Source organism: Hymenobacter sp. 102 (genome assembly GCF_049949205.1).
Lineage (GTDB): Bacteria > Bacteroidota > Bacteroidia > Cytophagales > Hymenobacteraceae > Hymenobacter.
Window position 1 is genome coordinate 3,271,501 of the sequence record NZ_CP188172.1, and the last position, 21,703, is coordinate 3,293,203.

Below are 21,703 nucleotides of genomic sequence, written 5' to 3' on the forward strand. Positions count from 1 at the left end.
GGACACTGCCTGCTGCCTGGCAGGCTTTCCGCTGCCACTGGCTTGGCCCGCGTAGTGTAACCAGTGCTCTGATAGTTCATGTTCGGCGCGCTAGGGCACCAAATAGCGGCGGGCAGAAAGCCAGCCCTAAAGGTTCTGTGCCAATTTCTCCCGACTTTCGTAGCCCGCTGCCGCAACTTGCCGGTGGCGGGCGCTGTTACTGCTACTTTCCCACCCACCCAATTTTCCCGCCCATGTCGTTGCTTTTCACTGATTTTGCCAGCTGGCAGGCCCACTGCGCGGCTACCCAGGAACCTCTCTACCAGCCCGTGCTGGCCTACGAGATGGAGCAGAAAGGCCGCTCGGAGGAAGAAATCTGGACCGGGCTGCAGCGGGCCTACGATGTAATGCGCGACGCCGTACACACCGGCCTCACCCAAGACATGACGTCGCGCTCGGGCATGGTGAATAACGGGGCCAAAAAAATTGCCGCGTCGCCCGTTACGGTCCTGTCGCCGGAGTTCAAGCAGCTGGTTACGCGGGCGTTGGGAGCCAAGGAAGTAAACTCCTGCATGGGCCGGGTGGTGGCTGCGCCCACAGCCGGCGCTTCGGGCATCTTGCCCGGCGTGCTCGTTACGCTGCAGGATTTGCACAAGCTCGATGACCGCACCATCCTGGAAGGGCTGCTGGTAGCGGCCGGGGTGGCCCTCATCATTGAGCAGAACGCCTCGCTGGCCGGGGCCGTGGGGGGCTGTCAGGCCGAAACCGGTTCGGCCGCCGCTATGGGCTCGGGGGCCATTGTGTACTGCCTGGGGGGCTCGGTAGAGCAGACCTTTGCGGCCGTGGCCATTACCATCCAGTGCATGCTGGGGTTGGTGTGCGACCCGGTCGCTGGCCTGGTAGAAGTGCCCTGCGTGGTGCGCAACGCCTCGGCCGCCGCCATTGCCTTCAGCTCGGCCCAGATTGCCATTGCCGGCGTCGACCCGGTGATTCCCGTAGACCAGTGCGTGGCGGCGCTGGGCGAAGTGGGGCAGAGCATGGAAACGCGCTATAAGGAAACCGCCCTCGGGGGCCTGGCCAATACCCCGCGCGGCCGCGAAATAGAGAAGATGGTACTGGTGCAGGATGTACAGATTCTGCCCGATGAAACAGAATAAATGCAATAGTAGCTGATGATGAGTTTGTTAAAACTGCTTTTTCGCTCCGTTCAGATCATTGATGCAGGGCAGTAGAAGAGATATTTCGACAATCTCAGCAGGCTAAGCGAACAATAAGAGCTACCACCTTTCTGAAACAGCTTATAACGCCAGGGCCTTACTATACTCCGGTATAGTGAGGCCCTGGCGTTGTAAGCCTGCAGGATAAGCTACCGTTTCAGTAGTTTTTCGCGTTGCCGGGAGCCATCGGGCAGCGTAAGGTTCAGGTAGTAAACGCCGTCGGGCAACCGATCCAGCGCATCCAGCGCAATTTCGGAGGCACCTACTTCCACGCGTGTTGTGGCGCGATACACCTCCCGACCCAGGCCATCGAGCAGGCTGGCGGTTACGGGACCTGCCACGGCCGATTGGATTGGTGCGCGGAGGCTGAAGGTGAATGGATTGGGATACACTGTGCGGGCCGCAACCCCAAAACCCACCGTCTGCGTCCCCGACAGGGTTGCTTTACCATCTATATCCAACTGGCGGAGGCGGTAGTAGCGGAGGCCGCTTTTGCCAGCTTCCCGGTCAGTGAATTGGTAGGAGCGGTTGGTTTGGCTATTGGCTGAAACAGCCGGTACGATAGCCAGCGTGCGGAATTGCTGACCGTTGTTGGATACCTGCACTTCAAAACCGGCATTGTTGATTTCCTGGGCCGTTGTCCAGCGCAACAAAGCATCAGGACCCTGACGTAGGGCCTCAAAGCTGGTGAGCGTAACGGGCAGCGGGTTATTCTGGTCGCCGAGGGTGAAAAAGCTGAGCCGGTCAACGCCCGTCTTGGTTATTTCATTCGAGCCTTGGTTTTGCGCGTCCTTGCCCACGAATCCCCAGGTAGCCCCGCTGTTCTGCGACTGGAAGATAACCAGATCAGGCTCCGGAATGCTGTTTAATTCCCGGTCGAGGTAACGGAACACGATAGTGGCATTGAGGCCACCATTCACGTCGGGCACCAGATTGAACTGGCGTTGTACGCTCCGGCTGCTGCCCGCGCCCGAGAAAGTAAGGCCGGTGAGTCGGGAAGCCAGGGTCTGTCCGGCCGCGCGGCCAGTAGTGGTCAGGGTAAAGCCTATGTTACCGAAATCCTGCGGGGCTCCCAGCGTAACGAGTCGGTTGGTTTGTACCACACCCAACAGAAAACTGCTTTCTGTCTCACCTTCTATGCGGGCGTTGGCAAACAGGTTGATGTTAAACACGTTGGGGTCGTTGACGGATGTTTGCAGGATGCCGTTAGTGAAGGTGAGCGTGTTCACGATGCTGGCCGTATTGGTCAGCGTTTTCATACCGCCGCCCTCAATGCGCACATTAAAAAATACGTCGCCATCAAACTGCTGGTCGCCGGTACGGGCCAGCACGAATACGCCACCGCTCTGCTCGTAACCCGATGCAGGGTTGAAAAAATTGCCGAATACGCGCAATTCGCCCTCGGTCAGGCGCAACACAGCGCGGTTGGTGGGGTCGGTGCCATCAATGGTAAGGTTGCGGGTTTGCGCAACACCACTCGTAATGTCGGGAAAGTTGACGGGACCCACCGGAATCAGGGCATCGGTGAGGTCGGTAGGCGTACCGGCCGTCCAGTTGTTGTCGTTGAACCAATTGGTTCCCTGGCTGCCGGTCCAGGTGGTGGTAGCGGGGGTAGCTCCGGTTACCGTGAAGGTAACGCGGTAGTTCTGCCCATTCCGGCTATCGTACACTTGGTAGGTGTTCCCATTATTCACACCGCTGCCTTCAAAATACACATCCAGCACGTAGGTGCCATTGCCGTTAGTACGGGCCAGCAAATCAAGGTTGGCGTTAAGCACGTCCCACTTCTCATTGGTGGGGTTGCCATCACCTCCGCGGGCCCGGAAACCAAGCTCAATGGATTGAAACCCGGCCGCTGCCGTGCCCTGCCGATACAGACGGTAGTAAAGCCGGGTAGCCTGAATATCGTCGCCGCTGTTTTCGAAGGTGTTGGCTTCGGCTCCGTTGAGCAGCAACTGACCGGTAGTGCGGTCGAAGGACCCTAAACTGCCCCCAAAATCAGGATTACTCGTGTTTGTGAGGTCAGTATCGTAGTACACGTTCCCACTGCCGGAGTTGAGCACCACAAAGTTTTTATAGAAGCCGGAGCCTGCCCATGCCGGAACAGCTAGCAGCACCAGCACTAGGGCCGTAATCAGGATGCGGAAAGTAGATTTCCCACAGCGGGATAAGTGTGTATTCATGACGACAAAGCGCGGGCTGAAATGCGGAAAAGCAGATAAGGTGCTCTCTCAAAATGAGGAGCTAGGGGCGCTTAACGCAGTCGTTTTTGAAAAGTTGATCTACTATTGGTTAAAATAAATCAATATTTAATAAGAAAAACCATATATAATACACAGTAAACTGAACTATACCAAGCTGAACAGGCTGCTACATGATAAGCACCCCGTTCGGCTTGGACGAAAGCAGGACAGTAGTAACCCGGTGCGGAGAAGAAATCAGGCCAAAATTATTACCGGTTTTGAAGGCGTTAAAGAAGCCAAAGCGGTATTCTTCAGCCAGTGAGTTAGTGGATTAGCACCCGGGGCAAGCTATCAGATAGGGGCTGTGATAGGAGCCATAATTAGGCGGGTGAGGTAGGCAACGGCTCCGGCGTAACGGCCGCGCAGCTGCTGGTAATGGGCCCAGGCAGCTGGTTCGGGTAGCAGGGATATTCCCGCCGCCTGGAAGCGGGCATAGGCTTCCCGGAAGTTGTCGTGATGGGGAGAGGGCGGGGTTTCGCCGGCCGATTCTTCCGCCCCGGCCTCGTACCTGAAGTAGCGGGCTACCCGGTTCAACGAGATGCACCCGGCCTTGAAGCACAGCTCCAGGTGGGCGTCGCGGGGCTGATCGACGGTGCTGCTGATGAGGGCCGCCGCGTCCAGGATGATGTCGGCCGTCGTAATCCAGGAGCGGCCGGGCTGGGGTGAACGGAAAAAGGCCATAATAGGCAGGGAAGTATGCGTTTCCTCAATTTCCACAAACCACTCTTCCCACGCCCGCCACTGGCTGCCGTCGCCGGGCAGGGACCCGGAGTGGTGAAGCCAGAGCAGCAGTTGCACCGCCGAGGCTTTGAGGCCGGCCCGCAACTCCAGCCGGGCCACCGTAAGTTCCCGCCGCGAAAATGCCTGGTACATGGTGGGCAGGTAGGAAATCAGCAACGTGAGCAGCAGCAGGCCCAGCGTGGCTTCGGAGTACGACATGGCCGTGGCCAATACCTCATGGCTGGGATCTTCGGAGCCGAGCGTGAGCAGGGAACTGTTGCTAATGCGAAAGCACCGCTCCAGATTGCCCTCGCCCAGCCCCCAGAAAATGGCGGTGTAGCCCGCGCTAACGGCCGTAAGCCAGGCAATGGGCAGCATCACGAGGCCCACCGGCGCATATAGGGCCAGAATTCGGTCCCGCTGCTGATAGGAGCGACCCAGTCGGGCAGCGGCTTCAAACACCCAGCGGACCACCCGGAAGACCACGGTATTCAGCCACGCCGAGTCGCTGCGGGGTAGCACAAATGAGCGGATGGCGGCCAGCACCGTATCGGCCACCACATACACGCCAGCAGTAAAGGCCAGCGCATGAATCAGAAAATCACGCATACAGAGCAACCAGGCGCGGCCAAGGTGCCGCCCTGCTTGTACTGTCCGGTCGGGTTCAAGGTTGGCGGGGCCACAGGGCCGGCCGAAAGGGCTGGGAAACTACTTTCGCTCCTTCCAGAGCTGGCGGAAGGTCTTGGGGGCCACTTGCACGGCGTCGCGGCGCTTGCTCCAGCCCACTTCGCCTAGCAGGCGGCTAAGCACCCAGTTTTTGCCGGCGGCCGGAACCATATCCCACATCCAACGGTGCTTCATACCGTAGAGCCACAGCGTAACCGCCCGGCGCTCTTCCTTCTCGGTTAGTCCTTCCTCCACGCTTTGCTGGCGGTTTTTGAGCAGGATGTTGTGAATCGGAATCCGGACGGGGCACACGGAGGTACAGGCTCCGCACAGGCTGCTGGCGTAGCTCAGGTGCTTGTTTTCGGCCATGCCCGAGAGGTGGGGCGTAATCACTGAGCCGATGGGCCCGGAGTAGGTGGCCTCGTAGGTGTGGCCGCCAATGTTCTTATACACCGGACACACGTTCAGGCAGGCCCCGCACCGGATGCAGTTCAGCGCCTCGCGCTTGTCGGGCTGGGCCAGCAGGTTGGTGCGGCCGTTATCCAGCAGAATCACCACCATTTCTTCGGGGCCGTCCTTCTCCAAAGGCTGGCGGGGGCCGGTGTAAATGGTGTTGTACACGGTTACCTGCTGGCCGGTGCCGCTGGTGCTAAGCAAAGGCCAGAACAAATCCAGGTCCTGCAGGCGCGGAATCACCTTCTCAATGCCCACAATGGCAATGTGGGTTTTGGGGAAGGTGGCCGAGAGGCGGGCGTTGCCTTCGTTTTCGGTGACGCATACGGCCCCGGTATCGGCAATGAGGAAGTTGCCGCCCGTAACGCCCACTTCGGCCGAGGTGTACTTGTGGCGCAGCAAATGGCGGGCCGTGAGCACCAGCTGCTGGGCGTCGTCGGTGTACTCAATGCCGAGGTGCTTCACGAAGATATCGGCAATATCGAGCTTGCTCAGGTGCATGGCCGGCGTTACGATGTGGTAGGGCCGCTCCCCGTTCAGCTGCACAATGAACTCGCCCAAATCCGTCTCCACCGACTCGATGCCGCGCTTTTCCAGGTACTTGTTCAGGTGGATTTCCTCGGTAGTCATGCTCTTGGCCTTCACCACGGTGCGAGCCTGGCGGCGGTCCATAATCTTGCCCACCTCGAACAGGGCCTCCTCCGCGTTCTGCGCCCAGATAACCTTGCCGCCCCGGGCCGTGAAGTTCTGCTCGAACTGCAGCAGGTACTCATCCAGCCGGTTAATCACCTGGCTTTTCAGGTAGGCCGCCCGGTCGCGGGCCAGCTCGTGGTCCTGGTAAAAGCCCAGGCCCGTCTGCACGGCCGCGTTGTACTTGCCAATGTTGAACCGGATTTTGCGCCGATGCTCCAGGTCGAAGGCTTTGCGGTCGGCATCCACCAGAAACTGGGCCGATTTCTTGGGGGCGGGCGTAAGGGTCGTCGGGTTCATGGCAGCACGGAGTACAACGGGTTCTTAGCAAAGATAAAAACCCGCCGGACCTCAAGAGGTTCGGCGGGTTTTTATGAAAGAAAAGCCCGAGTCATTGCGAGCGGAGCGAAGCACCCGTAGGACAGCGCAGCTAATCCGTGCCTCTCAATGGCAGAAGCCCCAAAATATAAAAAGCCCCTGACGCCAGCGTGGGCATCAGGGGCTTTAGAATAGGTCAGAGTTAAGAGCTTCGTGAAGGACGGATTAGCTGCGCTGTCCTACGGGTGCTTCGGCTGCGCCTCGCAATGACACGTCTTTCATCAGCTCATTCCTGCGTTACTTCTTGTTCGAGTCTACCACAATGCGTTTGTCGCGGTTGGCCAGGTCCCAGGCGGTGTAGAACACCAGGCGGGCGCGCTTCTCCATTTTGGGGAATTCAATTTTGTCTACCTCGTCTTTGGGGCCGTGGTAGTCATCGTGCACGCCGTTGAAGAAGAAGGCCACCGGAATGCGGTGCTTGGCAAAGTTGTAGTGGTCGGAGCGGTAGTAGAAGCGGTTGGGGTCTTCCGGGTCGTTGTAGCGGAAGTCCAGGTCCATTTGGGTGTACTGCTGGTTCTGGGCCTGCAGAATGGTGTGCAGCTCCGAGCTGAGCTTGTCGGAGCCAATCACGTACACGTAGTCGCCCTTGCCCTCGTGGTCTTTGTCGGTGCGGCCCACCATGTCGGTGTTCAGGTCCACCACGGTGTTTTGCAGCGGGAAGATGGGGTGGTCGGTGTAGTATTCCGAGCCCAGCAGGCCCTTTTCCTCCCCGGTGACCGTCAGGAACAGGATGCTGCGGCGGGGGCCGTGGCCCTCGGCTTTGGCCTTGGTGAAGGCCTCGGCCATTTCCAGCACCGATACTGTGCCCGAGCCGTCGTCGTCGGCGCCGTTGTGCACCTCCCCGTTGATGATGCCGATGTGGTCGTAGTGAGCCGACAGCACCATTACCTCGTCTTTCAGATCGGTACCTTCCAAGTAGCCCAGCACGTTTTCGGTGGTGAAGTCCTCCATTTTCTTGGGGGCTTTCACCAGCACTTTGGCGGGCTTAAAGGGGCTGGCCGTCGGCTTGGCGGCTTTGCTCACGGCGGCCGTGTACTTGGTAACGGCCAGGGCCGTGGTGCCCAGCAGCTGGTAGCCCACCGCCGGGCTCACAAAGTAGGCCGTGGGGCGGGTGGTCTGCGAAGCTTCCTTGAAGGCAATGCTGGGCCGGCTGATGTAGGGCGTCATGCGGGCGGCCAGCTTCTCGTAGTTGCTGTTGGGGTTGAAATCCACGAAGAACACCGAGCGGGCCCCTTTCTGGGCGGCCAGCTGTAGCTTAGCGCGGTAATCCTGGCCCCATTTGCTGTTCTGGCCGTCTTTGCCCAGCAGGGCGGTGCCCTTGTCGGTTTGCGGCTCGCCCAGCAGAATCAGCAGGTCCTTGCCCTTCACGTCGCCCAGGGCGGCGTAGTCGGAGTAGCCGTCCTGCTCAATGCCGTAGCCGGCAAACACGGGCTGCACGCTGGTTTCCTGCTGAAAGCCGTTGCCCCCGAGGGCGTAGAAATCAGTAAGCCACTTGTAGGTGTTCTTGCCCACTTTCAGGGTAGCCCCGTCGGCCCAGGAGCTGCGCACCATGGTGAAGTGCTGCAGGTAGGGGTTGTCGGAGCCCTGCACCGGACCCTTCAGGCCCAACTCGGCAAAGCGCTTGGCAATGTACTCGGCGGCCATTTTCTGGCCTTTCTCGCCGGTTTCGCGGCCCTCATACTCGTCGGAGGCCAGTACGGTAAGGTGCTGGCGCAAATCGGCCTGGGTGATGCTTTCGGCGTAGGTGCGGGCCCAGTCGGCCGGAGCGGCAGTGGCGGGGGCCGGCTCAGCGGGAGCCGCCGGGGCTTCCGTTTTGGCCTTGCGCTTGGCCTTCACCTTGATTTTCTCGGGGGCCTGCTGGGCCACTGCCGACGTGCTAACGCCCGCGGCCAGCAGCCAGGTCAGGAGGGAAGTTTTCTTCATATGGGGAGGGATGGAATAAATCAGGAACGGGCTAAAGACAAGGCCGCGGGAAAAGGCTGCATCCGATGGCCGGCCCCACCGTAGCACGAAGCCTCTGCTTCGCGCCTGGCTGCTGACACCCGCATCAGCGGGTATTGTGCCGGCGGGCGCGAAGCAGAGGCTCCGCGCTACAGGGGGTGCCTACTCTTTGGTAATCAGCACGGCGGCGTAGGCGGCCACGCCTTCGCGGCGGCCCACAAAACCCAGCTTCTCGGTAGTGGTGGCTTTGATGCTGATGTCGTCGGCATCAAGGCCCATTACCCCGGCCAGCACGCGCTGCATTTCCGGAATGTGCGGGTTCACCTTGGGGGCTTCCAGGCAAATGGTGGAGTCGATGTTGCCGATGCGGTAGCCGCGCTCCGTGAGCAGGCGCACTACCTCGGCCAGCAGCCGCTTGCTGTCGATGCCCTTGTACTGCGGGTCGGTGTCGGGGAAGTGGAAGCCAATGTCGCGCAGGTTGGCTGCGCCCAGCAGCGCGTCGCAGATAACGTGGATGAGCACGTCGGCATCGGAGTGGCCCAGGGCGCCGTGGGTATGCGGCACCTGAATGCCACCCAGCCAGAAGGGCAGGCCTTCGCGCAGCTGATGAACGTCGTAGCCGAAGCCGGTCCGGATTTTCATAGGAGGTCGTTTTTTGTTTTTCGGACTGCGTTTTTCGGGTTGGCCTGCTCGGTTGGTGGCGCTGTGGAGGCCAGAAAACGAAAAGCAAAGCACGAAAAACCCAGTAAGCCGTGGCAAGGTACGGCAACGGCGCGGGTTGGGGCTCCGAAAAAATTTTGGTTCCGGGCAAGGTAAAACCGCGTCTCATGCGTCAGGTGAGGCAGACCAGTCCGGTTTCGTCCTAATGCATAGAAAAAAAGGTATGGAAACTTAGGAATCGTTAAAAGTTTCCAGCGTACCTTTGCCGGCGTAGTCATGGAAATCAAAGACCGAATTCTGCAGGCCGCCATCGGCCTCTTCACCCGCAACGGGATTAAGAGCGTGTCGATGGACGACATTGCCACCCACCTGGGCATCTCCAAAAAGACGCTCTACAAGTGGTTTGAGAACAAAGACCAGATTGTGTCGGCCGTTATCGGCAACCACCTCACGGGCGTGCAGGGGGAGTGCGAAGGCATCAGCGGCCACGCCCTCAACGCCGTGGACGAGATGGTGCAGATAATGGACTGGGCCAAGCGGCAGTTTGCCAACATCAACCCCAACGCCATTCACGATTTGCGCAAGTACTACCCCGCCGCCTGGGGGCTATTTCACGAGCATAAAAGCCGCTTTATTCTGCAGCAGATCCAGGCCAACCTGCGCCGGGGCGTGCAGGAAGGCCTCTACCGCGCCGACCTCGACATTGAGGTGCTCTCGCGCCTGCGCCTGGCCCAGATTGACGTGCTGTTCGACCCCGACGTGTACCCGCCCCAGCAGTTCGACCAGATGCGGGTGCAGGTAGCCTGTAACGAGCATTTTCTGCTGGGCGTGGTATCCTTGAAAGGCCACAAACTACTGAATGAGTACCGTCACGTGACGGAAGAAGAATAAGCTTCATCACCTGCTTTCCCTGTTATGAAAAACAATTTCCGCGTTATGCTGCTGGCCGCCGGTCCGGGCCTGTTGGCCCCCGCCGGGGCCGCCCTGGCGCAGACGGCCCCGGCCCCGCAGCCGGCGCTGGCTACCTCCGCGGCCGTGGGCCTGATGCCGCTGAGTTTGCAGCAAGCCATCGACTACGCCGTCAAGAACAAGTCGTCGTTGCTGGCGACGCGCCTGAACGAGCAGACGGCCCGGGCCAAGGTGGGCGAAATTAAAGCCGCCGGCCTGCCGCAGGTGAACGTAGCGGCCAACGTGGCCGACAACTTTAAGCTGCAGAAGAGTCTGGTTGACTTTGGGGCATTGGGCGGCGGCAGCACCGCCACCACCCTCACGCAGGCTGATATTGCTGCCGCGCAGGGTGGACAAACGGTAAACCTGGGCACGGTAACGCTGCCCCGCGACCCGGTGCCACCGCAGGCATTTGCCTTCGGTTTGCAGTGGGCCGGCAACACCAGCGCCTCCGTGTCGCAGCTGCTGTTCGATGGTTCCTACCTCATCGGCCTGAAAGCCGCCAAGGTGTACGAGGATCTGGCCAAGAAGCAGACGCAGCAAGCCGAAATTGACGTGGTGGAGCAGGTGAGCAAAGCGTACTACAGTACGCTGGTCGCCCGCGCCCGCCTGGCCCTGCTGGCCCGCAACGTGCAGCGCCTCGATACGGTATTGTACCAGACCAACGAAACCTTCAAGGCCGGTTTTGCCGAGAAGCTGGATGTACAGCGCCTGCAGGTGCAGCGCAACAACCTGCTGGTGGAGCAGCAGAAAGCCCAGCGCCTCACGGAGCTGAGCGTGGCCCTGCTGAAATTCCAGATGGGCCTGCCCCAGAGCCAGACCGTGCAGCTGACCGACTCGCTGGGGGCCGCCGTGGTGGATGCCGGTGCCCTGCGCCAGCGTCTGGGCGTGGCCAGTGCTACGAATGGCGGCGGTGTTACCGGCCTGGGCAGTGTGCCTGCTGGCACCGCGCCAACTTCCGGCAACACTGACGCCCAGCGTCAGCAGGACCAGCAAACGGCCCTCAGCGGGGCGCGTACCGGGCAGCTGGCCGCCGCCTTCAACTACAACAACCGCATTGAGTTCAGCACGCTGGAAACCCAGCAGGCTTTGGCCGGACTGGACCTGGCCAACCGCCGGGCCGGGGCCTACCCGCGCCTGCTGGCTACGGCAGCCTATGGTTTCTCGGGTTCGGCCAAGCAGCCCGGCGACCTGTTTGCCTTCCGCGGCCCCGACTCACGGGCCAGCAACGGCTTCCCCAACCAGAACTGGTTTGGGTTCGGGAACGTGGGCCTGAGCCTGCAGATTCCGGTGTTTGATGGTTTCCGCCGCAAGTACCAGGTGCAGCAGGCCCGCATTGCCCAGCAGACCATCGAGAAGGGCTTTGAAACCCTGCGCCAGAGCATTGATCTGCAGGATGCCCAGAGCCGCACCACGCTCATCAACGCCCTGGACGTGCTGGACAACCAGAAAGCCAACCTCGACCTGGCCGCCGATGTGGCCCGCGTGTCGCGCATCAAGTTTCAGGAGGGCGTAGGCTCCAACCTGGAAGTGGTAACGGCCGAAACCAGCCTGCGCGAAGCCCAGACCAACTACTACGCCGCCGTGTACGACGTGCTGGTAGCCAAAGTGGACCGGGACAAAGCCACCGGCGAGCTGTACAATCAAGCCAAAAAGTAAGCTGTTCGCTGATGGCTGCTGGCTGTTAGCGTTTTCTCCGACATTCTCCCTGCCACATCGATATGAACTTTTCCCTGCCTAAAGCTATCAGCTACCAGCTAGTAGCCCTCAGCCTGTTCGCTGCTGCCTGCGGCGGCAAAAAAGACCCCAAGGCCGAGTTGGCCGAGCTGAAAAAAGAGCAGGCGGCCAACCAGGCTAAAATTGCCGAGCTGGAAGCCAAAACCGGGGCCGGCGCCGAAGCCGCTGCCGCCCAAACCACGCCCGTATCCGTCATCAAAGTAGCCCCCGAGAGCTTCAAGAGCTACCTGGAGCTGCAGGGCCGCGTGGACTTCGACCAGAATGCCACCGTGGCCGCCCGCGCCGCCGGCACGCTCACCAGCCTGCGTGTGCAGCGCGGCGACCGGGTAAGCAAGGGCCAGACGCTGGCCACGGTGGATGCCAGCATTCTTGACGCCAGCATTGCCGAGCTGCGCACCCGCATGGACCTGGCCCGCGTGGTATATGAGAAGCAGGACCGCCTCTGGAAACAGCAGATTGGTACCGAAATCCAGTATCTGCAGGCCAAAAATAATTACCAAGCCCTGCAGCGCAACCTGGCTACGCTCAATCAGCAGCGTGCCCTCTACACCGTAGTGGCCCCGTTCTCGGGTACCGTGGATGACGTGCTGCCCAAACTGGGCGAAACGGTTGCCCCCGGTGCCCCGGTGGTAAAGCTCATCAGCAGCAGCGGCTCGGGCAAGATTCTGGCCGATGTATCGGAAGCTTACGCCTCCCGCATCAAGGCCGGCGACCAGGCCCTGGTAACCATTCCGGACCTGGGTAATGAGGAGCTGCCCGCCACCGTGCGCGTGGTAAGCAGCACCATTAACCCCACCAGCCGCACCTTCACCACAGAGCTGCGCCTGAGTGGCAGCAAGGCTGGCCAGCTGCGCCCCAACATGGTAGCCAACGTGCGTATCCAGAACTACGCCCGCCAAAGCGCTACTGTGCTGCCCGTGGACCTGGTGCAGAAGGACGAACAGAACAGCTATGTGCTGGTAGTAGGGGAGAAAGGCGGTAAGAGAGTAGCCGCCAAACGCATCATCCGGACCGGGCAGACCTACAACGGCAAAGTGGAAGTAACCAGCGGCCTGCAAGCCGGCGACCAGGTGATTTCCGCTGGCTACCAGACCCTGAACGAAGGCCAGGCAGTGACCCTGTAGGGGACTGCCTGATGTAGAGACGCGACACTTCGCGTCTCCGCGTTGAACGGCCCTGGTGGTCGTTCTGGCAATGAGACGCGAAGTGTCGCGTCTCTACATCAGCTAATCAGCTCAAAGAAAAAGCCATGCAGGATTTAGAAAAAGAGTTTGGGCCGACCAGTTGGTCCATCAATAACAAAACCAGCATCTACATTATCACGGTGCTGCTGTGCGTGGCGGGGATTTTTGCCTACATCAAGCTGGGCAAGGAGAAATTTCCCGACATCGTGATTCCGCGGATTATCGTGGCCACTATTTACCCCGGTACCTCGCCGGCAGATATTGAAAACCTGGTGACGCGCCAGCTCGAAAAGGAGCTGAAAAGCATCAACGGGGTGAAGAAAATTAACTCCACCTCCAACCAGGACTACTGTATTGTCGACATCGAGTTTAACTCGGGCGTGGACGTACAGTACGCCAAGCAGCTGGTGAAGGACGCCGTGGACAAAGCCGCGCCCGAGCTGCCGAATGATTTGCCCTCGCCGCCGACGGTGAAGGAAATCAACATCTCGGAGCAGCCCATCATGTTCGTGAACCTGAGCGGCAACCTGCCCGCCGCCCAGCTTAAAAAGTACGCCGACGACTTCCAGGATAAGATTGAGGCCCTGCCCGAAATTACCCGCGTGGACATCGTAGGCGCCCTCGATCAGCAGGTGAACGTGGACGTGGACCTGAACAAGCTGCGGGCTTCCCGCCTGGGCTTCTCCGACATCAGCAACGCCATTGCCCGCGAAAACGTGACCATTTCGGGGGGCTCCGTGGACGTGGGCTCCCAGAAGCGGGCCGTGCGCGTGGCCGGCCAGTATGTGCGCGCCGAAGACATTGCCGACATTCAGGTGAAGAACCTCAACGGAGCCGCCGTGCGCCTCGGGGACATTGCCACCGTGACGGACGGCTTCAAGGATCGGGAGTCGTACGCCCGCCTGGATGGCAAGCCCGCCATTACCCTGAACGTGGTGAAGCGCCAGGGCGAAAACCTGATTGACGCCTCCGATAAAATCAAGGCGCTGGTGAAGGATGCGGAGAAAACGCTGCCCAGCGAGTTGAAGGTGACCATCACCGGTGATACCTCCAACGACACCCGCGTTACGCTGCACGACCTGATTAACACCATCGTTATCGGCTTCCTGCTGGTAACGGCCATCCTGCTGTTCTTCATGGGCACCACCAACGCCATGTTCGTGGGTCTGTCCGTGCCGATTTCGATGTTCCTGGCCTTCCTGATTATTCCGGGCTTCGATTTCTCGCTGAACATGATTGTGCTCTTCGCCTTCCTGCTGGCGCTGGGCATTGTGGTGGACGACGCCATTGTGGTCATCGAAAACACCCACCGCCTCCTGCACGAGCACCCCGAGCTGAGTACCGAAAAAGCCGCCAAGTTCGCGGCTGGTGAGGTATTCGTGCCGGTACTGGCTGGTACGCTCACCACGGTAGCGCCCTTCGTGCCGCTGATGTTCTGGCCCGGTATTGTGGGCTCGTTCATGTACTACCTGCCCGTGACGCTCATCATCACCCTGATGTCGTCGCTGGTGGTGGCCTTCATCATGAACCCGGTGTTTGCCGTGAGCTTCATGGAGCGCGAGGAGCACTTCGAGGAAGACCTGCACAGCAAGCCCAAGCTGAGCAAAGGCCTCAAAATTGCCGTGGGCGTACTGGTGGCGCTGGGCATCCTGTTCAACGTGTTGGCCCTGGGTGCTACGCCCGAGGTAGGCCCCGATGGCGAAACCAGCGGCCTGATTGGTCACTTCATCGGCAATATCTGCCTGGCCCTGGCCGGCTTCATCCTGCTCGACAAGTTTGTGCTGGTGAAGATGATTGCCTGGTTCCAGACCCGCGCCCTGCCCAAGTTCCAGAACGGCTACGCCAACCTGGTGCGCTGGGCCATCAGCCATCCGGCCCTGGTAATGGTGGGTGTGGTGGTGCTGTTCGTGGGTTCGTTTGTAGCCATTGGCATGCGCGGCCCCAAAGTGGACTTCTTCCCGAAAGGCGACCCGAAATTTATCTATACCTACCTGAAAATGCCGGTGGGTACCCGCGTAGAAATTACCGACTCCATCACCAAAGTGCTGGAAAACCGCATCTACGGCGTGATTGGCCGCAACAACCCCGACGTGGAATCGGTGATTACCAACGTGGCCATTGGCGCCGGTGACCCGAGCGACGCTTCGTCGTCGAGCGGCACGGCTATGTCGAACATGGGCAAGGTAGCTGTGGCTTTCAAAGAGCTCAGCGACCGGACCGGACCGACTACCGGCACCTACATGGACAAAATCCGGGAGGTGGTGAAAGGTATTCCCGGCGCCGAAATTTCGGTGGACCAGGAAGCCAGCGGCCCGCCCCAGCAAAAGCCCATTGCCATTGAGGTGATTGGCGACGACTACCCTACGCTGGCTAAGCTCAGCAAGAAGGTAACCCGCTACGTGGATTCGCTCAACATTGGCGGCGTGGAAGCCCTGCGCTCCAACCTGGAGGACCGCAACCCCGAAATTGCCGTGAACATTGACCGGACCCGGGCCAACCGGGAAGGCATCAGCACTGGCCAGATTGGCATGGAAGTGCGCACGGCCATCTACGGTTCGGAAGCCAGCAAATTCAAGACCTCCGACGATGAGTACCCCGTGCAGGTGCGCTACGCCAAGCCCTACCGCAACGACGTGGACGCCATCATCAACGCCCCCCTCACGTTCCGCGACGCCACCGGAGCCGTGCGCCAGGTGCCCATTTCGTCCATTGCCCAGGTAACCTACGGCAGCACTTACGGCGGTATCCGGCGCAAAGACACCAAGCGCGTCATCACCATCAGCTCCAACGTGCTCAACGGATACACCGGCCCTGATGTGGTGGCCAACATCCGCACGGCCCTGCAGTCGTTCCCCACGCCGGCCGGCTATACCATCAAAATGGGTGGGGCTGAGGAAGACCAAAAGGAAACCACCGACTTCCTGCCCCTGGCGGGTCTGGGTGCCCTGGCCCTCATCTTCCTGATTCTGGTAACGCAGTTCAACTCGTTCAGCAAGCCGGTTATCATTCTCTCGGAAGTGCTGTTCTCTATTGCCGGGGTGTTCTGGGGTCTGGCCATTACGGGCATGAACATCTCCATCGTCATGACGGGCGTGGGTATCATTGCCCTGGCGGGCATTGTGGTGAAAAACGGGATTCTGCTGGTGGAATTCACCGACATCCTGCGCGCCCAGGGCATGCCGCTGCGCGAGGCCATTGTGCTGGCCGGCCGTACCCGTCTCAACCCGGTAATCCTGACGGCCACGGCTGCCACCCTGGGTCTGATTCCGCTGGCTATCGGCCTGAACGTGGACTTCTACGAACTCTTTGCCTCCGGCAACCCCCATTTCTTCATCGGGGGTGAGTCGGTGGTGTTCTGGGGCCCGCTGGCCTGGACTATCATCTTCGGGTTGGTGTTTGCCACCGCCATTACCCTGCTGGTAGTACCGGTAATGTATCTGCTGAGTGAGAGCCTGAAGCTGCGTCTCAAAAAAGAACCTGAACCCGTAGCCGATGCCGAAGAGGTAGAGGCTGCTCGTCCGCCGGTGCTTTCGCACTAAGCGGTTTGCGCAATGGCCGGGCCCCCGCCCGGTGGTCCGGCCATTGTTTTTTTCTCTCGTGATGTGCAACCATTGTGGGGGCCAGCATACTCCTCCGCCCGAACGGGCGGGCCGGCGCTGGAGCCAGCCGTGTTTGCTCGCTTTTTTCTCCCCTGTACCCCTGTCGTTCCTCGTATGGTCATCTCAACGACTACCGCCCCCAAAACCATTCAGCAGCAAGTGCTGCGCATTATCAGCAAGCGCAAGGCCATCAAGGCCCGCCGCCTGCGTATCGGTACCGACCTGAGCCGGGAGTTCGGCTTTGATACGGTGGATGTCGTGGACATCATTCTGGAGCTGGAGCGTAACTTCCACATCACCATTCCGGATGAAGTGCCTTTGGCTACCGTGGGTGATTTTGTGAAGTACGTGGTAACCCACACGCCTGCTCAGCAGCAGGCCGCGTAAGTAGCCACTGGCGGGCATTAGCCGCCAGGCAGTACCCATTCCCAAACGTATGAAGCCCCGTGGGGGCGGCGCATTGCGTGTGCGGCCGCTCCCACGGGGCTTCCTCTTGGCTGGTTAGTGAGGCCTAGCGGACGTTACCGCCGGCATCACCGCCGCTGGGGCGGCTTTCAGCAGTTCCGCTGGGCTCCCGGCTGCTGTCGGTAGTGGTGGACGCTATATCGTGGTGCAGTGTGGCCGAAGTTTGGTCGGTGCCGGAAGCATTGGTGCTGGAAGCGGCGTGGCCCGAAGCCGAGCGGGGCTGTGAAGTTATCGGCTCATCCTCTACCACGGTGGCGTCTTCTACCACGCTGGGGCGGGTTTTCTCCCACTCCAGAAACTTATCCATTTCTTCCTTAATGGTAGTGCTGAACCACGCCACCAGGGCCACGTCATCCAACAAGCCCAGCACCGGAATAAAGTCCGGAATCAGGTCGATGGGGCTAAGGAAGTAAATGGTAACGGCTACGGCCGCAATAACGGTGGAGGTGGGCAGGCCCGTGTATTCCCCCGAAATAGAAGTGCGAATGAGGCGCAGCATCGTTTGCAGGGTCTCCCAGGCTTCGTGGGCAATGGAGCCCACGTCCTTCTTTTCGCTGGCTTTGGTATACGCGTCATTCAGCAACTGCTTCATGCGCGTGGGCTTCTTCATATATTCCTCGGCTTTCCCGACGAATTTCTTGAAAATAGGGGAGGAGGCTATGTCCTGGCCTTTGGGAGTCTGTTTGTCCATGGCTGCGGAGGGAGAGAAAGGAGTGGAGGCCGAACTACAGGTTTCCGGCCGTGTGCTATACCGCACTTCGGCCTAAATGGTTTTCCGGGCCGAAGGTCGCAGAAAAAACAAAAACGCCCCGTTCGGCAGGAACGGAGCGTTTCAGTAAATCGGGGATGGGGGAGGCTTAGCGCTCTACGCGGCCGGCGGCGTAGAAATTGCGGCTATAATAGGCTTGGTGCAGAGAGCTTACCATAACCCCGCCGCCAGTGGCCGAGTGGGCAAACTTGCCGTCTTTCAGGTAGATGCCTACGTGGTAGATGGGCTGGCCCGGACCCCGGCGGAAGAAAACCAGGTCACCGGTCTGCATTTCGTCCTTCTGCACGTGCTTCACGCTGGTGAACATGGAGCGCGAGCTACGCTGCAGGGTGATGCCGTACGCTTCTTTGAATACGCGGGTCACAAATCCGGAGCAGTCGGTACCGCTTTTGCTGTTGCTGCCGTAACGGTAAGGAGTACCTAACCACGATACTACGGTTTCCAGCAGGGTTTTATCGGCGTCGTAGCTGGCCTCAATCCCGAGGCGGTGGGCTACTTTATCGTAGGCTACGGAGTCGGAGGCTGTGAGTACGCGGGCCTCTTCATCACCGGAGAACAGGCTGCCGAGCAGTGAGGCTTCCTGCGTGGTGGCCAGCGGCGAACCAGCCGTAGCCGAGGGATTTTGTTCGAAGAAAAAAGACAGGACCATCGAGGCCGCGGCGAGGCAATACAGAATGCTGTTTTTCATTGTCCGTCGTGGGAGGAAGAAGGCCCGCTGGGGTCAGCCGAACGGGATATGCGTGCTGTGTGCTAGTCGATAGGCAACCGGAAAACCCGGATGACAAAAAGAGAAAGAAAAAGACCTTTCTGGCCGACGAAACCCTTGGATTTGACGATGGCCATTGGTTAAAGCTAAGTCCAAAAATTCAGACCTGATCTAATTTCTCCCATTTTCCTGTGAATTTCTTCTAAAGACACAACTAAACGGTCAAAAATTACTACTGTAGCCAGCAACCTCTTTTTGATTCGTTCCGTAACTTCTGCCCACTTTTATTAGCCTCATGCAGCTCCCCCGTATCGTTGAAAACTCCCCGTTTGCCCGGGTGGCCCGCACCAAGCTGGGAGCCTCCAACGTGGCTATGGTGCTGGGTAACAGTATTCATCTGAGCGGGGTAAGCCGGGAGCAATTCCTGCAGGACCCCTTTTGGGTAGCGCACGAGATGGAGCACATCCGGCAGTTTCAGCAGTATGGGCGGCTGGGTTTCCTGGCCCGGTATCTGCGCGACTGGGTGCGGTACGGCTACTATCATATCCCCTTTGAAGTGGAGGCCCGAAACGCGGCCGAGTTCAATGCCCACCTCTACGCCCAGGGCAAGCCGCTGCCCGGCCCCAACGAGCGGCACCCCACGCCGAAGGTGAAATCGTGAGGTGGTGAAGTGCAGGGTTTGACGCTCGGATTACACAGGAGCCGCCCCATCATCCCTGGCATAACCAGAGGATGATGGGGCGGCTGCATTCTATTGGTGCCGTCCGAACGTCAGACTCACCAGTTTACCTTTTTACCACTTATAAGGCTGCCAGACGGCCACCATCCACTACCAGGGTGGTGCCATTCATGAAGTTGGCTTCGGTGGAGGCCACGAAGCAGATGGCGGCGGCCAGTTCCTCGGGGGTGCCTACCTGGCCGGTAATTTTCTCTTTGCCGCTTTTTACATTAGGGTTGCTCCAGAGCATGGGCGTATCCACGGCCCCGGGCGCTACGGCGTTGATGCGGGCGTGGGTGTACGGAATTTCCTGGCTGAGCCCCCGTACAAACGCTTCAATGGCCCCTTTACTGGCGGCGTAGGGAACTACATTGGCGGTGGTTTGCTGGGCATGCACGGAACTGACCGTTACAATACTGCCGCCTTTCATGTGGGGCAGGCAAAGCTGGCAGAGCCGGAACAGCGGCCGCAGATTCACCTGCATCAGGTGGTCCCACTCTTTGGGGTCGAGCGTGAGAATGGGCTCAAAGGTCATCATACCGGCGTTATCCACTAGTACATCCACGCGGCCCCACTCCTTGAGGGTGCGCTCCACGGCGTGCACCAGCTGGCTATCCTTGGCGACATCCGTACGAATGAACAGGGCTTCGCCGCCTGCTTGTTTGATAAGCTGCACGGTTTTTTTGCCGTCCTCGGCATCACGGCCGATGACGGCAATGCGCCCGCCTTCCCGGCCCATACGGATGGCCACAGCCTGACCAATACCGGAGGTGGCTCCGGTCACGAAGCATACTTTGTCCTTGAATCGTTTAGCGGGGTCGGGGATGGTTGTAAAAGGCATAACGGCAGCGAATGCAATGACGGATGAGCTTTCCTAACGGGAAGCTGGTCCGGATGTTTGCGGTGGTTGGTTAGTTTGTGTCGATTGCCACCCAGTTGAAACTAGGTGCTAGCGGCAAAGCAGCGTGTGCTCAGTAGAATCTTCCGGCAACCTTCTGAGTGTTTTTCACGAATAGGGAGGCAAATGGCCTGATGGTCACGACTATCTTCCTTTCTATCACGAAACCTTCTCCCCATGAGCACGCAAAAATCACATCAGCCCGGCGCTCCTGCCCATAAGCACATCACCTTCACCCCCGCCAGCGAGGTAAATGGCTCGTCGGAAGCTTCGGCTTCTTCGGAAAACACTACTTCGGACCGCTCGTCGCGTCAGAACGACCAGCAGAAATCGTGGCTGGATCAGCAGCAATGGCTGAAAAACATCGACGTAAATCAACTCTCACAGCAGGTAAAAGACCTGAGCGCAAAAGCCAAGGATTTCAGCACGAAAGCCGTTGATCAGGTAAATAGCCTCTCGCCAACGCAGAAAGTAATTGGTGGTGCTCTGCTGGTAGGCGGCCTGAGCTGGCTGGCCCTGCGCTCTAAGAGCAGCGGCCCCAAAGGCGAAACTTACCGCGGCAGCCGCGACGAAGACACCACCTGGAATAAATCCAGCGACTCGGTGTACCGTGGTGCCACCCGCAGCTACGGTGAGGACGACTACGCCGCTGACCTATAAGGCAACGCAGCTTCCTCTACACAAAAAGGGCCCGATTGTATCGGGCCCTTTTTGTGTTGGTATACAATGAAAAAGCGCCGCTTCCAGTACTGGAAGCGGCGCTTCTGGAGCCCCTTATTGGACTCGAACCAACGACCTGCTCATTACGAATGAGCTGCTCTACCAACTGAGCTAAAGAGGCATTTCCCCAGGCAGCGTTTCTGCTAGGGGCAGCAAAGATAGAAAGCCGCGGGAACAACGCGCAAGCTCCACCGATTTTTTTTCGCGGCGGGGCCCTGTCGGGTTTGCGGGGTTTCCGGCATCTTTGCAGCGTTATGATCAAACAACTGCGCAAGCTGCTGATCCGCACTTTGGGTTTTGAGCGGTACATCCAACTAGTGAGCCGGGTGTACCTGCGGCTGGTGGGGGCCGGTTGGGGCCGCCGCAAGTACCCGGAGCTGTTTTTCTTGGAGAAAATTGTGCGGCCCGGTTTTGTGTGCCTGGATATCGGGGCCAACCTAGGCTACTACTCCGTGGCACTGTCCCGGTTGGCGGGTCCGCAGGGGCAGGTGCTGGCCGTGGAGCCCATTCCCGATTTTCAGGCCATCTGGAAAGAAAACGTGCGGCTGAGCGGCATTGCCAACCTTACGCTGCTGCCCTACGCGCTGGGCGGCGAGGCCACTACCGTGCAGATGGGCACGCCCGAGCGCAACGGCCTGCTGCACCACGGCATGACCAAAGTGGCGGCCAGCAACCCGAACGAGCATTATGCCCGCACCTATGAGGTGCCCATGCGCGTGCCCGACGAGCTATTTGCTCACCTGCCCCGGCTGGATTTTGTGAAGTGTGACGTGGAGGGTTTCGAGTACGAAGTGTTCCGGCACATGCAGGATACGCTGCGCCGGTTTCGGCCCCTGATTCAGACGGAGCTAAACGGGCTGGAAAACCGCCGGGCCGTGGCCGATTTGCTGGCTGGCCTGGGCTACAAACCATTTGTGCTGTCGGCGCGTTTGGAACTGGAGCCCTGCACCGACGCCCACCTGACCAGCGCCGTCACGGCTGACTTCTATTTTCAACCCGTTTCCTAGGCGTT

Annotated in this window: 16 protein-coding genes, 1 tRNA gene and 1 pseudogene; 9 read left to right on the forward strand and 9 right to left on the reverse strand. The window is 59.5% G+C overall.

Features of this window, described 5'->3' with window-relative positions; genetic code table 11:
• The first annotated feature begins 233 nt into the window (after positions 1 to 233).
• Entirely contained in the window at positions 234 to 1,136 is a 903-nt protein-coding gene (sdaAA, locus tag ACN19L_RS14020) for an L-serine ammonia-lyase, iron-sulfur-dependent, subunit alpha (protein WP_426490121.1), read from the forward strand.
• Between the two features lie 209 nt (positions 1,137 to 1,345).
• On the opposite strand, the gene ACN19L_RS14025 is transcribed toward sdaAA, so the two are convergent.
• From ACN19L_RS14025 to ispF, 5 genes are all read right to left on the reverse strand, one after another.
• The gene (locus ACN19L_RS14025) at positions 1,346 to 3,379 is read right to left on the reverse strand and encodes a T9SS type A sorting domain-containing protein (protein ID WP_426490122.1); all 2,034 of its coding nucleotides are present in this window, start codon (positions 3,377 to 3,379) and stop codon (positions 1,346 to 1,348) included.
• Positions 3,380 to 3,730: 351 nt separating this feature from the next.
• Positions 3,731 to 4,768 carry a hypothetical protein gene (locus ACN19L_RS14030; RefSeq protein ID WP_426490123.1) on the reverse strand — a complete coding sequence of 346 codons (1,038 nt, stop codon included), beginning with the start codon at positions 4,766 to 4,768 and terminating at the stop codon, positions 3,731 to 3,733.
• Positions 4,769 to 4,867: 99 nt separating this feature from the next.
• Positions 4,868 to 6,268, reverse strand: coding sequence for a LutB/LldF family L-lactate oxidation iron-sulfur protein (locus ACN19L_RS14035; protein ID WP_426490124.1), 1,401 nt, complete (start codon positions 6,266 to 6,268; stop codon positions 4,868 to 4,870).
• Between the two features lie 315 nt (positions 6,269 to 6,583).
• Complete coding sequence (locus tag ACN19L_RS14040) at positions 6,584 to 8,269, reverse strand: M28 family peptidase (protein ID WP_426490125.1); 1,686 nt, start codon at positions 8,267 to 8,269, stop codon at positions 6,584 to 6,586.
• Positions 8,270 to 8,449: 180 nt separating this feature from the next.
• Positions 8,450 to 8,929: a 2-C-methyl-D-erythritol 2,4-cyclodiphosphate synthase gene (gene ispF / locus ACN19L_RS14045; protein ID WP_426490126.1), complete on the reverse strand. Its 480-nt coding sequence runs from the start codon at positions 8,927 to 8,929 to the stop codon at positions 8,450 to 8,452.
• Positions 8,930 to 9,223: 294 nt separating this feature from the next.
• On the opposite strand from ispF, the gene ACN19L_RS14050 reads away from it, so the two are divergent.
• From ACN19L_RS14050 to ACN19L_RS14070, 5 genes are all read left to right on the forward strand, one after another.
• A complete protein-coding gene (locus ACN19L_RS14050) occupies positions 9,224 to 9,838 on the forward strand; it encodes a TetR/AcrR family transcriptional regulator (RefSeq protein WP_426490127.1) in 615 nt (204 codons plus the stop codon).
• A 24-nt stretch (positions 9,839 to 9,862) separates the two neighbouring features.
• On the forward strand, positions 9,863 to 11,554 hold the full coding sequence (locus tag ACN19L_RS14055) for a TolC family protein (protein ID WP_426490128.1): 1,692 nt from the start codon (positions 9,863 to 9,865) through the stop codon (positions 11,552 to 11,554).
• A 62-nt stretch (positions 11,555 to 11,616) separates the two neighbouring features.
• Positions 11,617 to 12,756, forward strand: coding sequence for an efflux RND transporter periplasmic adaptor subunit (locus tag ACN19L_RS14060; RefSeq protein ID WP_426490129.1), 1,140 nt, complete (start codon positions 11,617 to 11,619; stop codon positions 12,754 to 12,756).
• Positions 12,757 to 12,881: 125 nt separating this feature from the next.
• Positions 12,882 to 16,355 (forward strand): efflux RND transporter permease subunit, encoded by a 3,474-nt coding sequence (locus ACN19L_RS14065; RefSeq protein WP_426490130.1) that lies wholly within the window; start codon positions 12,882 to 12,884, stop codon positions 16,353 to 16,355.
• A 174-nt stretch (positions 16,356 to 16,529) separates the two neighbouring features.
• The gene (locus ACN19L_RS14070) at positions 16,530 to 16,802 is read left to right on the forward strand and encodes an acyl carrier protein (RefSeq protein WP_125419264.1); all 273 of its coding nucleotides are present in this window, start codon (positions 16,530 to 16,532) and stop codon (positions 16,800 to 16,802) included.
• A gap of 415 nt (positions 16,803 to 17,217) precedes the next feature.
• On the opposite strand, the pseudogene ACN19L_RS14075 reads toward ACN19L_RS14070, so the two are convergent.
• Together ACN19L_RS14075 and ACN19L_RS14080 are read right to left on the reverse strand one after the other, a co-directional pair.
• Positions 17,218 to 17,571 (reverse strand): annotated as a pseudogene (locus tag ACN19L_RS14075) (YkvA family protein); the annotation flags it as partial.
• A gap of 166 nt (positions 17,572 to 17,737) precedes the next feature.
• Positions 17,738 to 18,337 (reverse strand): C40 family peptidase, encoded by a 600-nt coding sequence (locus ACN19L_RS14080; protein ID WP_426490131.1) that lies wholly within the window; start codon positions 18,335 to 18,337, stop codon positions 17,738 to 17,740.
• 313 nt (positions 18,338 to 18,650) lie between these two features.
• On the opposite strand from ACN19L_RS14080, the gene ACN19L_RS14085 reads away from it, so the two are divergent.
• Positions 18,651 to 19,016, forward strand: coding sequence for a hypothetical protein (locus tag ACN19L_RS14085; protein ID WP_426490132.1), 366 nt, complete (start codon positions 18,651 to 18,653; stop codon positions 19,014 to 19,016).
• Positions 19,017 to 19,155: 139 nt separating this feature from the next.
• Here the strand turns inward: ACN19L_RS14085 and ACN19L_RS14090 are convergent, their stop codons facing one another.
• Positions 19,156 to 19,914 (reverse strand): SDR family NAD(P)-dependent oxidoreductase, encoded by a 759-nt coding sequence (locus ACN19L_RS14090; protein WP_426490133.1) that lies wholly within the window; start codon positions 19,912 to 19,914, stop codon positions 19,156 to 19,158.
• 234 nt (positions 19,915 to 20,148) lie between these two features.
• Here ACN19L_RS14090 and ACN19L_RS14095 point away from each other — a divergent pair, with 234 nt between their 5' ends.
• Positions 20,149 to 20,631 carry a hypothetical protein gene (locus ACN19L_RS14095; protein WP_426490134.1) on the forward strand — a complete coding sequence of 161 codons (483 nt, stop codon included), beginning with the start codon at positions 20,149 to 20,151 and terminating at the stop codon, positions 20,629 to 20,631.
• A gap of 105 nt (positions 20,632 to 20,736) precedes the next feature.
• Here ACN19L_RS14095 and ACN19L_RS14100 read toward each other — a convergent pair.
• Positions 20,737 to 20,812, reverse strand: a tRNA-Thr gene (locus ACN19L_RS14100).
• A 133-nt stretch (positions 20,813 to 20,945) separates the two neighbouring features.
• Here ACN19L_RS14100 and ACN19L_RS14105 point away from each other — a divergent pair.
• Positions 20,946 to 21,698, forward strand: a complete 753-nt coding sequence (locus ACN19L_RS14105; protein WP_426490135.1) for an FkbM family methyltransferase — start codon at positions 20,946 to 20,948, stop codon at positions 21,696 to 21,698.
• The last annotated feature ends 5 nt before the right edge of the window (positions 21,699 to 21,703 follow it).

What these genes read in the sequence shown, in the direction of transcription:
- sdaAA (WP_426490121.1), top strand. Translation starts at nt 234, where the DNA reads ATGTCGTTGCTTTTCACTGATTTTGCCAGCTGGCAGGCCCACTGCGCG.
- ACN19L_RS14025 (WP_426490122.1), bottom strand. Translation starts at nt 3,379, where the DNA reads ATGAATACACACTTATCCCGCTGTGGGAAATCTACTTTCCGCATCCTG.
- ACN19L_RS14030 (WP_426490123.1), bottom strand. Translation starts at nt 4,768, where the DNA reads ATGCGTGATTTTCTGATTCATGCGCTGGCCTTTACTGCTGGCGTGTAT.
- ACN19L_RS14035 (WP_426490124.1), bottom strand. Translation starts at nt 6,268, where the DNA reads ATGAACCCGACGACCCTTACGCCCGCCCCCAAGAAATCGGCCCAGTTT.
- ACN19L_RS14040 (WP_426490125.1), bottom strand. Translation starts at nt 8,269, where the DNA reads ATGAAGAAAACTTCCCTCCTGACCTGGCTGCTGGCCGCGGGCGTTAGC.
- ispF (WP_426490126.1), bottom strand. Translation starts at nt 8,929, where the DNA reads ATGAAAATCCGGACCGGCTTCGGCTACGACGTTCATCAGCTGCGCGAA.
- ACN19L_RS14050 (WP_426490127.1), top strand. Translation starts at nt 9,224, where the DNA reads ATGGAAATCAAAGACCGAATTCTGCAGGCCGCCATCGGCCTCTTCACC.
- ACN19L_RS14055 (WP_426490128.1), top strand. Translation starts at nt 9,863, where the DNA reads ATGAAAAACAATTTCCGCGTTATGCTGCTGGCCGCCGGTCCGGGCCTG.
- ACN19L_RS14060 (WP_426490129.1), top strand. Translation starts at nt 11,617, where the DNA reads ATGAACTTTTCCCTGCCTAAAGCTATCAGCTACCAGCTAGTAGCCCTC.
- ACN19L_RS14065 (WP_426490130.1), top strand. Translation starts at nt 12,882, where the DNA reads ATGCAGGATTTAGAAAAAGAGTTTGGGCCGACCAGTTGGTCCATCAAT.
- ACN19L_RS14070 (WP_125419264.1), top strand. Translation starts at nt 16,530, where the DNA reads ATGGTCATCTCAACGACTACCGCCCCCAAAACCATTCAGCAGCAAGTG.
- ACN19L_RS14080 (WP_426490131.1), bottom strand. Translation starts at nt 18,337, where the DNA reads ATGAAAAACAGCATTCTGTATTGCCTCGCCGCGGCCTCGATGGTCCTG.
- ACN19L_RS14085 (WP_426490132.1), top strand. Translation starts at nt 18,651, where the DNA reads ATGCAGCTCCCCCGTATCGTTGAAAACTCCCCGTTTGCCCGGGTGGCC.
- ACN19L_RS14090 (WP_426490133.1), bottom strand. Translation starts at nt 19,914, where the DNA reads ATGCCTTTTACAACCATCCCCGACCCCGCTAAACGATTCAAGGACAAA.
- ACN19L_RS14095 (WP_426490134.1), top strand. Translation starts at nt 20,149, where the DNA reads ATGAGCACGCAAAAATCACATCAGCCCGGCGCTCCTGCCCATAAGCAC.
- ACN19L_RS14105 (WP_426490135.1), top strand. Translation starts at nt 20,946, where the DNA reads ATGATCAAACAACTGCGCAAGCTGCTGATCCGCACTTTGGGTTTTGAG.